The sequence below is a fragment of the Flintibacter sp. P01028 genome, from assembly GCF_041925235.1.
Lineage (GTDB): Bacteria > Bacillota > Clostridia > Oscillospirales > Oscillospiraceae > Lawsonibacter > Lawsonibacter aceti.
The window spans coordinates 137,117-150,644 of the sequence record NZ_JBHEVC010000006.1; the positions used below are offsets into that span (position 1 = coordinate 137,117).

A 13,528-nucleotide genomic window follows, 5' to 3' on the forward strand; every position below is an offset into this window, starting at 1 on the left:
TTTGTGTGGAGATTCAGAGGGAATATGGATTTGGTATACAAAGCGTGATATGCTTCCGCCAACGGTAGATTGGGGAGATGAGGCCTGACGAATGGTGGTTTCCTGATTTTGCGGCCTGCTTTCTCCCGCTGTCTTCGCTGAACAGAGGGACGATTAACGTGCGGCTCAATTCTCGCGCTGGGAAAAGGCCGCATATTGTGTCTATCAGCGTTCCAATGTGTGGATTTTTCTAGCTGTGTTTTTACAATCGAAATCACCGGCACGGCCAGTGGTTATGATTCGGGGGCAAAAGTGGGGGAGAAGGGAATGGTTTTCTCATGATACCTCTTCTAAAAAGCGGACAGACGCCCGTACTCCCTCTGGGGTGTTTTCAATGGTGCAGGTGGCTCCGTGCCGCTCCAGGATCATTTTCACCAGATAGAGCCCCAGGCCGCTGCCGCCGGTGCTCCGGTTCCGGGAGGCTTCCGCCCGGTAAAAGGCCTCGAACAGGTGGGGGAGAGCCTCCTCCCCAATATGGGCCCCGGTATTTTCCACCGTCAGGGCGGGGCAGCCATCCAGGAGGCCACACCACACCCGAATCTCGGCCCCCTCGGGGGAGTAGAGGGCGGCGTTGGAGAGAAGATTGCCCACCGCCTTACCCAGCAGAGAGGGGTCCCCCTCTACCGTGATTTCGGTGGTCAGACAGGCGGAGAGCCGCTGCCCCCGCTGTTCCAGCAGCCCAGCATCTTGGGAAAGTTGTTTCTCCAACAGGGCTGCCAGGCCCACGGCTTCCCTCTCCACGGTTACTATCCCCTGTTCCACACGGGAAATGTTCAGCATCTCCTGAATCAGGCTCTCCATCCGTCCAGTGACCTGGAGGGAGCGGAGCAGATATTTGTCCCGGTCCCGGTACACGTCCACCCCCTCCAGCATCCCGGTCAACTGTCCCTTCAGAATGGTGACCGGGGTCTTCAGCTCGTGGGAGGCGGCGGAAAAGAAGGCCGTCCGCTGCCGCTGGCGCTCTCGCTCCCGTTCGATCTCTCCGCGCAGGGTCTGGTTGGCTGCCTCCAGTTCAGCCAGGGAGGCGGACAGCCGATGGGACATCTGGTCCAGGCTGCGTCCCAGCTGCCCGATTTCGTCCCGGCGCCGCTCTCCGCACTCCCAGTGGAAGTCCAGCCCGGCCATTTTTTGGGCGATGCCGCTGAGTCGGACGATAGGTCGGGTGATATAGCGAGAGTATCCAAAGGCGCACAGAAGGGAAAAGACCAGCAGCACCAGCAACAGCCACGGGGCCATCTGGACCAGCGCCCGCACCGCCAGATTTTCCGCCTCCATCCGCGGGGTGACATAGAGAGAATAGGGATCCTCTCCATCGGAAAACCGTACTTCGGTGACAATGGTATCCTGTTCGGACATGGTGACGGAAACCATATCACCGGCCACAGAGGTACCCTCTGCCCGGGCGATGGCGGCGTCCGCCTCTCCCAAGTTGCCGGATGCCGTGATTACCATGGTGCTGTCCTCATACAGCGGTTGGACGGCCAACTGGGCACCAGTGTCGGCGAGCGCTCCGTCTGGACCGACCAGCATAGCCTGGGCTCCGGACGCACGGATGAAATCGTCCAACAGAGGCCCACAGTCCCTATATGAGGACTGCTCCAGCTTGACTGCGAGGGCCTTCACCTGCCGTGTCAGGTCATCGTTGACAACAGCGGTATAGGTGCTGGGGGTGGCCCAGGCAATCAGACCGAAGGTGACTGCCCCCGCACCGAATAGAATTAGGACAGTAATGAGGAAAACACGGACAGTCAGGCTTTCAGCGAGCCGTTTTCCCAGCACGATAGCCCACCCCCCTTACCGTTTCGATGTAGCCGGTCCCCAGCTTGTGGCGTAGGTTTTTGATGTGGCTGTCCACCACCCGTTCATCCCCGTAAAAGTCATAACCCCACAGCTTGGCCAGCAACATTTCCCGGGTAAACACTCTTCCGGGGGCGGCGGCAAAGGTGTGTAGCAGCTCAAATTCCCGTGCGGTCAGCTCCAGCGGTCGGCCGTTCAGAAGGGCCTCGCGGGCGTCTGGGTCTATCACCAGCTCCCGGTAGTGCAGTCGGCTGTCACTCTCCACAACGTCAAAACGGCGGAGGATTACCCGAATCTTCTCCAGAAGGATGGGCATGGAGAAGGGCTTGGTCACATAGTCGTCCACATCCAGACCAAAGCCCCGTAACTGCTCCTCCTCACCATCCAGGGCGGTGAGCATCAGGATGGGCACATCAGACTCTCGCCGGATCAATTCACATACGCCGAAGCCGTCGATTTTTGGCAGCATCAAGTCCAGAAGGATCAAATCAAAGGTCCCCTTTTGAAAGCGGTCCAGAGCCGCAACCCCATCTCCCACGATCTCTACGTCATATCCAGTGTCTCTGAGATAAGCGCCCAGGAGCTCTTGGATGTCCGGCTCGTCCTCTACGACCAAGATTTTTTTCATGTGAGATCACCTCTATACTAGTATAGTACAGGTTTATGAATTTCGTATGAAGAAGCCTATCTTCCATATCAATTTGAACAACCCATAAAATGACAGACTTTAGGTGGACCCCCATGACATTTACAAAGGCGTCCCAGGGATAATAGGGGCAGACAAACTCCAGGCCCTCTATCGACAAAACATAGGAAGGATGCTATACTGTGGTCAAATAGAAGGATGGGCAGAAATTTGATTTTGATAGAAATGAAGGAGGCACCTCTATGCCCCTGCGCATTGTGCAAAATGATATTACGACGCTGAAGGTGGATGCCATCGTCAATGCCGCGAACCAGAGCCTGCTGGGGGGCGGAGGTGTGGACGGCGCCATCCACCGTGCCGCCGGACCTCAACTGCTGGCCGAGTGCCGCGCCTTGGGCGGCTGTAAGACGGGAGAGGCAAAAATCACGAATGGATACCGGCTGCCTGCAAAATATGTGATCCACACGGTGGGACCAATTTGGCGGGGCGGCCGCCACGGGGAGCGGGAACTGCTTGAATCTGCCTACCGTTCTTCCCTGGAATTGGCCTTGGCTCATGGCTGCCAGACGGTGGCCTTCCCGCTTATCTCCGCTGGAGTGTACGGCTACCCCAAGGAGCAGGCGCTGAAGGTGGCTGTGGACATCATCGGGCACTTTGTGCTGGACCACGACGTGACGGTCTATCTGGTGATCTTTGACCGGACGGCCTTTTCTATCGCCAGGAAGCTTTTTGCGGACCTTGCCGATGATACTGAAGACCATTGTCTTGTTGCGGAAAATAAATGAGCGAGGCCCCAATACGACAAAAAAGACTAACATCGATTCCAAGTTTTGCCCAGACTCTGCGCGGATTCAATATCTTCATAAAATTATTTTTTCATACTCCGGAATTACAATTTCTATGCAAGCAACATGGCCCTGTCCATTTTTGGTCAGAGCTTGCTGAGAGGCTGGGGCCGGGGAAGGAGTGAAACAGCCCCGCTGCGAATCCGACCGCACATGAATATGAAAGCCTGTACCGAGCTAATAAAACAGGACGGCCCGTTAGGGAAGGAAAACCCTAACGGACCGTTTTTCGCTGTCTGTTTCCGAGATAATGGGCAATTTATAAGAGGGATAATCAGGCGGTTTTGTGTGCGCCATTTTGCGCACTGGCACACACAAAGATCCCCTCAGATCAGCGTCCTCCCCCTGAGGCATATTCCCCCATGTTGATATCCAGTACCCCTCTGGGCGGCTGGATCAGGGCATCCTCATACTGGCACTTCCACTGAATCTCCCGGCTCACTCTCCCGTCTACTACGCCGTCTACGGTTTCCCCGTTGCTAATAGGATTATCGTTCCCCAGAATATATGACGCTACATTGTAGGCATGATTGACCACCCAGTTGGGGTCCATGCCGTGGAAGTGGTACTGGAGATCCGGCAGGAACAAAGTGCTCATGCCCACCGTATCGATGAGCATATCCTCGGTGCCCTCAATGTTGAAAAAGCGGACATTGACGCCAAAGCGGATGAAACGATCCGCGCCTTCGATTTGGTGCGAACGCACATCCGCCGCCAGCAGGAGCTTGCCGCAGTTCTGGAAATAGAACGCCTCGCAGGTGGGATACAGCTCTGCCAGAGCCTCCACGAAGTCGGCGTCCAGGTTGGCCCGTTCCAGCGCCGGAAGCGCCGCTGCCAGCATATCGGTGGCCACGACCTGATACTGACACTCCCGGAAGATCCGCTCTCGGTCCTCCTGGCAGTCCCACATCTGGCTCATCAGGAAGGCGTCAAAGCCTTTGCCCTTGAACTTGTCGCATTTCATCACCATCAACTGTACCGGGCACTTACCGTCCTGAAATTCCGCAATATGATCCAGGGCGGCATAGCCGGCCATCTTTTTGTCGCGGCAGAAACACTCTACAGCGCCGATGTGCTTTTCCATCACAGCGGTCATTTCATCCTTGTCCGGCATATCCGCCGGCTCTTTGAACAGCATCTGAATGAGATAAGGGCCGCCGGGTTGGGGGCCTTTTTTGTCATCCAGGTTCTGCTGGAACACTTTATTGCTCATTTGGTCTCCTCCTTCTTTTGAGGGAACAGCTTCCACCGGAACTCCAGTTCTTTCTGGACAAACTCTTTCGGCAGGCCCCGGGGGTTGGCGATGAGATACCAGACCCGAAAGGTGCGTTTCTCCGGGTCTGTCTCCTGCCGGTAGAGCTGATAGCCCGCCTCATCCTCCTGCGACCACTGTCCTGTCTGCCGCTTGGCCTGTACAAAGGGGTCCACCACCTGGTCCAGCTCCGCTCTGGTGCGGCTTGAGGCCCAGGCGTGATCCACATCATCGGAGTGGGAGAGGTGGAACAACATCGAGCCCATCCAGTTCTTTGCCTTGTGCTCCGGCGTTCCGCGCAGTTCCGCCTGACGGCGGTACTCCGCCAGCTGCTCCGCCGTTCCGTACCGTTCCACCATCTGCTCATCCACATGAATGCGCCAGATGTAATCCTCCGGCTGGGTAAAGGGGGCGCAGACCGGCTGGAGCGCCTCTGCCGGGTCCGCCTCAAAGCGGTCGATAAAATCGAGGTAGTGGGCTTTGATCAGGGGCAGGAAGGTGTCCAGCAGCCCGGTGTCCAGCCGCAGATCCTCTGTCAGCATCCGGAAGAACGAACCGCCTGTTGTGGATTCTATTTTAAAAGAATAGAGGCGGTCATCCCCCAGCTTAATGATGCAGGTGAAGCCTACCTCCACATTTCCATGACCGATCTCATAGTCCAGGTAGTTGTATCGGCTCCTATCAAACCAGATCTGATAGGTCAGGCCGTTTTTTGTTCTCTTTTTGAAGTCGCCCTTTTTCAGCCGCTTCCAGCCCTTTTCCTCCAAGCCCAGCCCATTCCACAGGTAGTCCAGGGCCTCCGCAAAGATGTCCGCAGGGCGTCTTTGTTCCATAGTACCCACCTCCAGGCAAAGTTCATCCACTATTTGAAAATCAAATACAGGGCAAGGAAAAAGAGAATCAGACCACCCCATTGCTTTGTAAGAAGCAACATTATCAGTATCGCGAACAATAAAACGCCCACCAAAAGGATGATTCCATTCATCCATCGCTTCTCCTTCTTATCAATTTTCTGTTTTCAACTATGGTCTTTACTCCTCTCCATTGTTTGGCTAATCTGTTTCAGAGCCATGTCTATGTAGAGATATACCCCATCCCGGTCGCAGTGGTACAGGTTGGAATAGCTTGTACTCTCATTGGGTCGGATGGGATTGGGCTCCACTACCTCAGTGGCTTCCAGCAGGCCAGCACCCAGCTCCACGGCGGCGGTGAGGGCCTTTTTCAGCACCGCAAGCTGCCCATCGCTCCAAAGCCTCTCCATATCTTCCAGAACCTTCGGCCCCTGCTTCATATCCCGGAGAAGCTGTGCGGCTTGATCCGGAGACAGGTATACACCGGAGCAGTAGTTTTCGATGATCCGATTTTTTGCTGGATTGGGAAAGAAGGTTGGTACCACCTGTGTCCATGGGGTGAAGTACCGGGCATATTCCGGCTTTTGCTCCACCAAGAAAGAAAAGGCACTGCCTCTGGTGTAATAGTAATCCCGGAAAAAGCCCTGGATTACCGCAATATAAAAGCCGTGGCTCTTATCAAACAATTCATCCGGCTCTGTCCCCGCCCCGACCCGCAGGGTATCCAGATACTTTTCCGCATAGAAATCCTCCATTCCATGCCGTGCGGCAAGGGCCAGTACCTTTTCCTCCTGTCCCTGCTGTATCCAAGTAAGGGGAGTAAAATACCATTCCCGCATTTCTTCCGGCGAAATCGGGTGAAAACTCACGTCGTATCCCATAAAAACCTCCCTAAAAATCCAGTAAAATGGGAACCTGCTGTTCCTCGGCAAATCGCATGGCCCGCCAGAACATGGAGAAGGCGAACTTGGCCAGGGATTGGGTGTCATACTGGGTGTGTTCCGGGATGTCCGCCTTGCTGTACTGCCCATCTGCGTCTATGGTTCCGTCTACCGGGTATCCCTCCGTATCCGCCCAATCAAGGATGGTATCCTCATCGGCCTGCCACGCCAGCTGGTTCAGCTTCTCCAGCTCTTTTCGAAGCCCTCCTACCGTACCAATTGTGGCTGTATCGTTGGTAGGAAGCGGTCCTTGGAACAGGAAGCTGGCCGACAAAGGAATCCACCATGTAGCACCGCGAAACAATGACCAAACCCGTTCTTTATCTGCCGAAAGACGGGCGATAATAGGGTTCTCCATGAAGTCCCAGTCTTTCTCCACAGTAGGTGGCACCGGTTCCTCGTATGTACGACAGGCGGCCACCAGCAGCATAGCGCCGAAGGCATCCCAATCCGGCTTGTCCGTGTAATAGGGCTTCTCATTATCCTCCGGCCAGGGGGTGTAGGGGGGCTGGTCCGGCTGAGAAATGGCGCTCAAGATCTGATCCCGCCAGTTCTCCACCGCCGCCTGGACCTCGGCCGGGGACAGATTCTCCTCGTTGTCAGCGGGTTCTCCATCCGGCGTGATCCGGTTAAAGGCGTATCCGTTTTCCTCCGCCCACTGCTGGACAACGGTTTTCCAGTTGTGAGAATAGTACCGGGTCAATGTTCCGGCGTAGATATCAAGTCCCATCGTGATGCCTCCTTTTTTGTCTGTACGGTCATTCTTTTGCCGGAGCGAACAGTCGGTCAATCTTCTCCAGATTGTATTCCAAGATCCAGTCATGGAATTGATGATAGAGCGGCAGTAGCAGCTCCCGTGAGCCGCCCAGTATATCCAACCCACGGTCATCGTACAGGTGGTAGAGGAATGGCCCCGGCCCGGTCAGATAGACGCTGGACACAAAGCCGTTCCAGCCGCCGATGTCCCCCAGAATGATCTCCTGGAGAAGCCGCTCCGGTTGAAAGCTGATTTTGCTGAGATCCCAGTAAAACTGTACTTGAGCATATGTATCCCCGTCCTCGTCCATCATGGTCGCTGTGATCTGCTCATGCGGGGCAGGAAGTGCGGCCCTCTGCTGGATGGCCGTCAGCAGGGACTCGACAGGTTTTTCCTCGGGATACCCGTCAATTCGCAGAATACCTGGCGGCGCTGGAAGGTTACGGTAGATCATAATCGCCCGCTCCAGTGCGCCTTGAACATAGGCGGGATTTGGAGTTAGTTTCTCGGTGTTCTCGTCCAAATAGGTGCATTCCAGATAGACTGGTTCATCTCCGCCAATCTCAAGCCGAATGCCCACCGGCGCATGGTAGAACAAAGGGTGTTCCAGCCCAGCCATGCCCAGATCATGTAAAATGTGTTCAAACCGCTTTGCCAGCATGGTATCCCTCCGTCTTATAACATTTCATACAGCAGGGCTGTATTGCCCCGCACCAGTTCCAGATGGGAGCGCAGCGTTTCAAGTCCGCTTTGCACCGCCTCGGTGGGCAGATCCCAGTCTGGGGCAATTTCAGCGGTCAGCTCCGGGAGGTCCTGCTCCCGCAGAACTGCCAGCAGTTTAGACGCCAGCTCTCCCTCCAGCAGAGCGCAGTCCAGGGTGTCCTCCGTCTGGGGAGCAGGAAAACGGACATCCAGATCAAGCTCACTCTCACACCAGTCCCAGATGGCCATGTAGACCGCGCCGGAGCAGTCGCCGTTGGACAGCTCCTGCCGCTGGTTATTTTTGAGCAGATAAAAGGATGCGATCTGTGACATGGTGGTTCCTCCTAAATGTTATTCTTTTTCCATCAGCCCTTCGGCCTGCATCCGGATCACATAGAAGGCTCGCACCCAGTCCAGTTCCTGCTCCATGGATTCCTCCAAAGCCAGCAGGCGGCGCTTTCCCAGCCTTCGATCCAGGAGGGCAAAGATGCGGACAAGAGGATTCTCGCTGACAAGGCTTTTCTCAATGCTCTGGTTGTCAAAGATACCAAACGCCTCATAGAACACCTTTTGGTCAAAGGTACCCTGCTCCAGCGCAAAGGCATGAGCCTGGTTGATGGCCTCTTTTGCGGAGTCGTGATCCTTCAGCGTTGTGGACCGCAGGTGATGAAATTTCGTCCACACATTCTCAAAATAGGTGTAGTAGTTGCTCCGCAGCACTTCCACGCCGTCCACACGAATGGCTGCCCGGCCCTCATGGTCAGCGCTTTTGCTGTAACTGGTGGCAAAATACTGGATGTGGCCCCGGAGCGCCGGACACAGATAGTCACTTTCCAGTTTGTTCCGCATTCCGCTCCAAGTTGACATAGTGACCGCCTCCTTTCTGCTGCCGCTGCGGGTAAGGTAGATTCCCAATAAATTGAAATTTGAAGATTACATATAATCCTCGATATATGATCGTTCTATAAATTCTTTTACTGCAAATATATCTGCAAACTCCTCATACCGGGGAAATCCGTCCGCATTTTGTGCCGAATAAGTCAAATGAAACAGATAGTAAATGTCTCTTCCTATTCCGTTTCTGAGAACATATAACACATCATCATTGGATTCGCACTTCGCAACCGCCCAGATTTTTTTGCCGTATAAGAAGTGGTCTTGTCCTATTTCTTTGTTTAGTTCAGCAACAAATGCCCCGTCCGCCTGTGTGAAGGGGATCATATACCAGTTAAAATCCTTACTATATTTATCATAAAGATCACAGAACATTTCTTCTAATGTCATTTCCATTCTTCCTTCGCTGATTTACAGTTCGGCCCTCAATCACCGCGCTGTTTTTATTGCTCATTGAAATACCTTGCCAGTTTCTTCTCCAGCAGTTCTGTCATATCATTGCAGAGGCGCTTTACCTTGTCCTGCTCATGGGCGTAGTACCAGATAGTCTCCTCTCCGGGGCGGAGCAGGAGCTGGTCGCCGTCCGCTTCTTTCCAGAACTCGCCCAGCACGCAATACCGCTCCCCGTGGATGGTTAGATGAAATGTTCCAGAGAGTTCAACGATTACGCCTGTGGACACCTGGATGCCTGCGGTCAGCAGGAAGAACTCCCGCACCTGGGACGGGAGCGTGAAGTCCAGCACGCTTTCTTGATTCCCAATCTGCACCTCCGTGGCGGCAGGCTTGATTTCGTCAGAGGGGTCCAGCGCCTTTGCCAACGCCTTGGAGAACTTGGGGTAGCGTCGAAACAGCTCCGGGTTGCTGGTCTTGAATTCCTTTTGCTTTTCCCGCTGCACTCGCTCCTGCTCCTTGCAGAAAGCGTCCAGCTCCGCCAGATACCGATCCTGGTAGAGATCGCTGGCCTCAAATGCTGTGCCGCTCTTTTCCAGAATGGCGATGGCTCCCTTTTGGCTGCCAAACACCGGGACCCACTGAAAACCATGCCGGCAGGGCTTCAGTTTCAGAAATTCACCCCGACTCAGCAGGGCTTCCAACTCCGTCTCATGTTCGTCCCACCAGTTCTGCCAGGTTTCAGGTGTTTCCCGTCCCTCAGCCAAGTCCAGGAGTTTTACTGTCAATGATTCTTTGTCCATAGGTGTCCACGCTCTTTCCCAACCTTAACTTCCACATTACTCGGTAGCACAAAGCTCATTCATTTTTGGAATCAGTAATTTATCCATCCACTGACAAACAATCTCAAAGGCATTGTTAATTTTTTCTTCATTTCCTATATCAAGATATATTTCATTGTCTCTTAAACTGTAAAACAGTGGTTGTGTGTTGGCGTCTGGTTTGGCGTAACCATAAGGGTCGTATGGACGGGTGTTGATTATATAGCAAACCTCTATGCTTATGCTATCCTTTGTGTTCCAGCCAAATGAGGAAAACGCAATCATATAGGTGAAATTTTTACTGTGCCTCGTAAGTGTTTTGTCGGATTTTTTATACTTGAAGCCTAAATGCCCGTACTTTCCTTGCAACTTGGTTCCAAGCATTTGCATTGCTTCGTTAAAGTTCATTGTGCCCCCTCCATTTTCTCATCGTAAAAATAAATATAGTTCATCCCTCCGTTTCAGAGGGGGCAGGAATAGATGCTCATGGCCCCATAATCGGTGTGCAGGACAAGTCCGCTCTTGGTAAAGGAAAAACTCACCTGCCGCACCACAAAGGGGTCGTCAATGGTGGCCAGCAGCTGGCCGCTGCCGGTATCCCACACCTCTATGGGGGAACTGCCACGCTCCTGCTGAACGGCCATCAGGCTGCCACTTGTCCGCACCGTGCAGGTATCTGAAAAACTCAGCCCTTGCCGGACAGAAAACGGGAAGGGATTGTCCATTTCCTCTCCGGTCTGGGTCAGATAGAACCTGCCGCCCACCGAGAAGCACTGGTCATCCGGGGAGAAGAAGGGATGCCAGCCCTCATTGGGGATCACTACTTTTTGGCCGGACTTCAAATCGACCAGCACATACTCACCCTCGGTGACACGGTAGGCCGCTTTGCTTTGACGGGGCGAGAGCATTCCGAAGCAGTAATAGGCAAAATTCGGATTCTTCGACTTCTTGCATTTTACCGTTTCCCGCCGCACCTCTGTGTTGCTGCCAAAGTCAAAGACCACGATTTCCTCGCCTGTGTACCACAGGGCCAGGTCGCCGCTCTGGTCCAGCATGGCCTTCATGCTGTTTTTCTTGCTGGCAAAGGGGGTGAGCGCATGGGTGCGGAGGGAGAACTGCTCCAAAAGATAGCTGTTGTTCAGCAGCAGAGTATCATTGGGGCAGAGGACCTGCTCATAGGTCATCCGCTTGGCGCCCAGAGAGATCGTTTCGAGAATCTTCCCATTGCCATCGAAGTGATAGAGGAGCTCGTCCTCAAAATCGCCTACCACCCGCGTCAGGAAGAAGTCATCCCGTGTGAGGGCGGCGGCCAGAGGCATGAAGCCGTTGCTGTCCTTTCCGACAAACCGATGGCACCGCACCTGCCCAACAGCGGCGTCCGGATTCTGATAGACGAATCCTTTCCGCATCTGGCCCATCATGGCGCTGGCCGCCTTGCTCTTGACCTGGAAGGCGGAGTCACACAGGATCTCCTTGACCTTCCCGCCATTGGGGCAGGTTCGGATGGTATGGCCGTCAATTTCAATCCGCCACTGCTTATTTGTAGCGGGGTTGAGGAAGGTTTTTTCCATCATGGTTTTGACCGTTCCTCCTTTCGGATCAGGATGCTTTTTCCCTCGGCGTTGATGCTATACAGGTCATCCAGATGGATGTGGAATCCATCCTCACGAATGGTTTCCGCCATACCAAGAGCGGCTTTCGCCAATAGGAGCAGCCCAGCCCGGTTTCCTGTTAGCTCCAACTCATTTCCGTCATCATGGGTGGCAAAGGAGAGGTGGGCTTCCGGCTCTAACGGAAGGATGGGCAGTTGTTCCTCATTCCATTGAATAGTCAGTGTTTTGGTTGTCATCGCTTGTATCCCACCTTTTGAAAACTTCTCAATCAAAATCCATCCAGACCAGGTGCTTTCCGCAGTGGAGGCACTGGAACAGATAGCATTGCAGATGCCCGCCGTTTACGGATTCCTGAATCAGTTCCTTCTGTTCCTCGTCCCACATGGTGTCGTCCAGCACCCCCTCCAGCACACCCAGTGCCCGCAGCTCTCTGGCTCCCACATGGCCCAGATAGGCGCAGTAGTCACCGCAGTGGGCGCGCCAATATTCCTGCTGCCAGCCGGAGTAGCCGGGGGTGCGGTGGATCAGCTCGTCCAGCTTCTCCGGATCGTCTACACCATCATCCACAGAGTAATCGTCCTGAAAGCTGCCGTCATATTTCCGGGCCGCCTCGCCACTGGCGATACACGCCGGACACAGATACGCAACTTCCTCCACAGAAAAGAACGGATTGGTATAGAAAATGCGGGTCGTCTTGCCGCAGCAGTCGCAGACAACGCCATCTGCGGACTCCTCAAAAGCGCCGGTTTCCAGAGGGTCCGGATGATACCGGAAGGTGGGCAGGCCCAGCTGGGCCCGCCGCTCCTTCTCCTTCTGCTTTTCCTCCGGTGTTTTGGGCTTGGGGATGGCATAGTGGTTGCCCCAGCTCTCCACATAGTCCTTCAAGACGCCCAGCCGCTTGAGGGTCTTTTTATCGGAGCGCTTGCCGATTTGGCAGAGCAGTTCATAGGCATCCTTCTTGAAGTCCAGCAGATCATACACATCTACCAGCACTTCCTTGGCCTGCCGGTCCTCACTCTGCTCCAGTTCCTCCTTAAAGGCATAGAGAGCGCGGACACTGTCCGGACCGCCGTCGGTTGCGGAAAACTGCTTTTTTAGTTCGATGTAGGTTTTCTGATATTCTGTCATCGGGCGTACCTCCCATCAATCCCACCAGAAGCACCAAACCGTAGACCACTCTCTGGAAACATGAGTCCGCCCGTCATGTTTGTGGGGGCAGCTCCACCTGGTCCAGAGGGGTCTCGTTCCATACACTTACTTTGAACGGTCTGTTCTCCAAATCGAAATAGATCGTGATACTGTTGTTGTACTGGTTCAAATCATTTTCGATGGTATATTCTGTGGAAATCCCAAACTCTGGATGATCGCTGTATGTGTTGGGAAGATGAGTCCAACCATCACTGGAAGGATACCTCTCAATCAAATAATCCTGGGTTACATGGTTCAGTTCCTGATTATCCAATTTGATGCTGGTGTGTTTCTCATCATAAAAAACCACCATAGAATCTACCACACCATCTTCGATTTTTTGAGGTGGCGTATCCGACCCTGTGGACACCTGGTTTGTAATGGTCACCTCTAACAACACCCCGTCTTTTTCCAGGAGCCGGATGATGGACCCACCCGGCAAAATCCCCTGCCCATCCTCTGTCAGGGACCAATCTGCCCGCGTTTCGTAATACTCTTCACCCACAAACGGCTCCAGGAAATAGGGTGTCTGCCCGCTGATTTTCCACCCATCCTCGGTTAACTGCTTCAAAGAAACCGGAATCGGATAATAGACGTCGTTCACTGTGATCCCCAATTCCATATTTTCCGGCATGGCTTCACTCTCCTGTTCATCCGGCATTTGCGTGATACTCTCTGTGATCTCCTCTGAAGCAACAGGGGTTTGGGCCGTGCCGCCGCCCTCCCGCCCGCAGGCAGTCAGCAGTACCAGGAAACAGCACGTTATCAGTATCTGCAAGTTTTTCATAACGT

The 13,528-nt window shown here is 54.0% G+C and carries 16 protein-coding genes and 1 pseudogene; 1 reads left to right on the forward strand and 16 read right to left on the reverse strand.

Annotation, left to right across the window (positions count from 1 at the left end):
• Nucleotides 1–315: 315 nt before the first annotated feature.
• Complete coding sequence (locus tag ACEVJK_RS10900; protein WP_262670089.1) at nucleotides 316–1,818, reverse strand: HAMP domain-containing sensor histidine kinase; 1,503 nt, start codon at nucleotides 1,816–1,818, stop codon at nucleotides 316–318.
• A complete protein-coding gene (locus ACEVJK_RS10905; RefSeq protein ID WP_374740557.1) occupies nucleotides 1,796–2,464 on the reverse strand; it encodes a response regulator transcription factor in 669 nt (222 codons plus the stop codon). Before ACEVJK_RS10905 ends, ACEVJK_RS10900 begins: the two co-directional genes overlap by 23 nt.
• Nucleotides 2,465–2,724: 260 nt before the next feature.
• Here ACEVJK_RS10905 and ACEVJK_RS10910 point away from each other — a divergent pair.
• Nucleotides 2,725–3,240 (forward strand): annotated as a pseudogene (locus ACEVJK_RS10910) (O-acetyl-ADP-ribose deacetylase); the annotation flags it as partial.
• Between the two features lie 418 nt (nucleotides 3,241–3,658).
• On the opposite strand, the gene ACEVJK_RS10915 reads toward ACEVJK_RS10910, so the two are convergent.
• From ACEVJK_RS10915 to ACEVJK_RS10980, 14 genes are all read right to left on the reverse strand, one after another.
• Nucleotides 3,659–4,540 (reverse strand): DUF4261 domain-containing protein, encoded by an 882-nt coding sequence (locus ACEVJK_RS10915; protein WP_262670087.1) that lies wholly within the window; start codon nucleotides 4,538–4,540, stop codon nucleotides 3,659–3,661.
• A complete protein-coding gene (locus ACEVJK_RS10920) occupies nucleotides 4,537–5,412 on the reverse strand; it encodes a spondin (protein ID WP_186853076.1) in 876 nt (291 codons plus the stop codon). Before ACEVJK_RS10920 ends, ACEVJK_RS10915 begins: the two co-directional genes overlap by 4 nt.
• Before the next feature lie 185 nt (nucleotides 5,413–5,597).
• Nucleotides 5,598–6,311, reverse strand: coding sequence for a hypothetical protein (locus ACEVJK_RS10925; RefSeq protein WP_186853075.1), 714 nt, complete (start codon nucleotides 6,309–6,311; stop codon nucleotides 5,598–5,600).
• A gap of 10 nt (nucleotides 6,312–6,321) precedes the next feature.
• Nucleotides 6,322–7,101 (reverse strand): hypothetical protein, encoded by a 780-nt coding sequence (locus ACEVJK_RS10930; RefSeq protein WP_186853074.1) that lies wholly within the window; start codon nucleotides 7,099–7,101, stop codon nucleotides 6,322–6,324.
• 28 nt (nucleotides 7,102–7,129) lie between these two features.
• On the reverse strand, nucleotides 7,130–7,789 hold the full coding sequence (locus ACEVJK_RS10935; RefSeq protein WP_186853073.1) for a DUF3885 domain-containing protein: 660 nt from the start codon (nucleotides 7,787–7,789) through the stop codon (nucleotides 7,130–7,132).
• A 14-nt stretch (nucleotides 7,790–7,803) separates the two neighbouring features.
• Nucleotides 7,804–8,163, reverse strand: coding sequence for a hypothetical protein (locus tag ACEVJK_RS10940; RefSeq protein ID WP_374740558.1), 360 nt, complete (start codon nucleotides 8,161–8,163; stop codon nucleotides 7,804–7,806).
• Between the two features lie 18 nt (nucleotides 8,164–8,181).
• On the reverse strand, nucleotides 8,182–8,697 hold the full coding sequence (locus ACEVJK_RS10945) for a hypothetical protein (RefSeq protein ID WP_186853071.1): 516 nt from the start codon (nucleotides 8,695–8,697) through the stop codon (nucleotides 8,182–8,184).
• A 66-nt stretch (nucleotides 8,698–8,763) separates the two neighbouring features.
• Nucleotides 8,764–9,114 (reverse strand): hypothetical protein, encoded by a 351-nt coding sequence (locus ACEVJK_RS10950; RefSeq protein ID WP_147571328.1) that lies wholly within the window; start codon nucleotides 9,112–9,114, stop codon nucleotides 8,764–8,766.
• A 53-nt stretch (nucleotides 9,115–9,167) separates the two neighbouring features.
• Nucleotides 9,168–9,902, reverse strand: a complete 735-nt coding sequence (locus ACEVJK_RS10955; RefSeq protein ID WP_374740559.1) for an SMI1/KNR4 family protein — start codon at nucleotides 9,900–9,902, stop codon at nucleotides 9,168–9,170.
• 51 nt (nucleotides 9,903–9,953) lie between these two features.
• The gene (locus ACEVJK_RS10960; protein WP_374740560.1) at nucleotides 9,954–10,343 is read right to left on the reverse strand and encodes a hypothetical protein; all 390 of its coding nucleotides are present in this window, start codon (nucleotides 10,341–10,343) and stop codon (nucleotides 9,954–9,956) included.
• Nucleotides 10,344–10,396: 53 nt separating this feature from the next.
• Entirely contained in the window at nucleotides 10,397–11,509 is a 1,113-nt protein-coding gene (locus ACEVJK_RS10965; RefSeq protein ID WP_374740561.1) for a hypothetical protein, read from the reverse strand.
• Nucleotides 11,506–11,784: a hypothetical protein gene (locus ACEVJK_RS10970; protein ID WP_147571324.1), complete on the reverse strand. Its 279-nt coding sequence runs from the start codon at nucleotides 11,782–11,784 to the stop codon at nucleotides 11,506–11,508. Before ACEVJK_RS10970 ends, ACEVJK_RS10965 begins: the two co-directional genes overlap by 4 nt.
• A gap of 28 nt (nucleotides 11,785–11,812) precedes the next feature.
• Nucleotides 11,813–12,676 carry a CbrC family protein gene (locus tag ACEVJK_RS10975; RefSeq protein WP_374740562.1) on the reverse strand — a complete coding sequence of 288 codons (864 nt, stop codon included), beginning with the start codon at nucleotides 12,674–12,676 and terminating at the stop codon, nucleotides 11,813–11,815.
• A gap of 73 nt (nucleotides 12,677–12,749) precedes the next feature.
• Nucleotides 12,750–13,523, reverse strand: coding sequence for a hypothetical protein (locus tag ACEVJK_RS10980; protein ID WP_340405576.1), 774 nt, complete (start codon nucleotides 13,521–13,523; stop codon nucleotides 12,750–12,752).
• Between the last annotated feature and the right edge of the window lie 5 nt (nucleotides 13,524–13,528).

Excerpts from the sequence above, each read along its gene's own strand:
- ACEVJK_RS10905 (WP_374740557.1), bottom strand. The coding sequence starts at position 2,464 with ATGAAAAAAATCTTGGTCGTAGAGGACGAGCCGGACATCCAAGAGCTC.
- ACEVJK_RS10915 (WP_262670087.1), bottom strand. The coding sequence starts at position 4,540 with ATGAGCAATAAAGTGTTCCAGCAGAACCTGGATGACAAAAAAGGCCCC.
- ACEVJK_RS10920 (WP_186853076.1), bottom strand. The coding sequence starts at position 5,412 with ATGGAACAAAGACGCCCTGCGGACATCTTTGCGGAGGCCCTGGACTAC.
- ACEVJK_RS10925 (WP_186853075.1), bottom strand. The coding sequence starts at position 6,311 with ATGGGATACGACGTGAGTTTTCACCCGATTTCGCCGGAAGAAATGCGG.
- ACEVJK_RS10930 (WP_186853074.1), bottom strand. The coding sequence starts at position 7,101 with ATGGGACTTGATATCTACGCCGGAACATTGACCCGGTACTATTCTCAC.
- ACEVJK_RS10935 (WP_186853073.1), bottom strand. The coding sequence starts at position 7,789 with ATGCTGGCAAAGCGGTTTGAACACATTTTACATGATCTGGGCATGGCT.
- ACEVJK_RS10940 (WP_374740558.1), bottom strand. The coding sequence starts at position 8,163 with ATGTCACAGATCGCATCCTTTTATCTGCTCAAAAATAACCAGCGGCAG.
- ACEVJK_RS10945 (WP_186853071.1), bottom strand. The coding sequence starts at position 8,697 with ATGTCAACTTGGAGCGGAATGCGGAACAAACTGGAAAGTGACTATCTG.
- ACEVJK_RS10950 (WP_147571328.1), bottom strand. The coding sequence starts at position 9,114 with ATGACATTAGAAGAAATGTTCTGTGATCTTTATGATAAATATAGTAAG.
- ACEVJK_RS10960 (WP_374740560.1), bottom strand. The coding sequence starts at position 10,343 with ATGAACTTTAACGAAGCAATGCAAATGCTTGGAACCAAGTTGCAAGGA.
- ACEVJK_RS10965 (WP_374740561.1), bottom strand. The coding sequence starts at position 11,509 with ATGATGGAAAAAACCTTCCTCAACCCCGCTACAAATAAGCAGTGGCGG.
- ACEVJK_RS10970 (WP_147571324.1), bottom strand. The coding sequence starts at position 11,784 with ATGACAACCAAAACACTGACTATTCAATGGAATGAGGAACAACTGCCC.
- ACEVJK_RS10975 (WP_374740562.1), bottom strand. The coding sequence starts at position 12,676 with ATGACAGAATATCAGAAAACCTACATCGAACTAAAAAAGCAGTTTTCC.
- ACEVJK_RS10980 (WP_340405576.1), bottom strand. The coding sequence starts at position 13,523 with ATGAAAAACTTGCAGATACTGATAACGTGCTGTTTCCTGGTACTGCTG.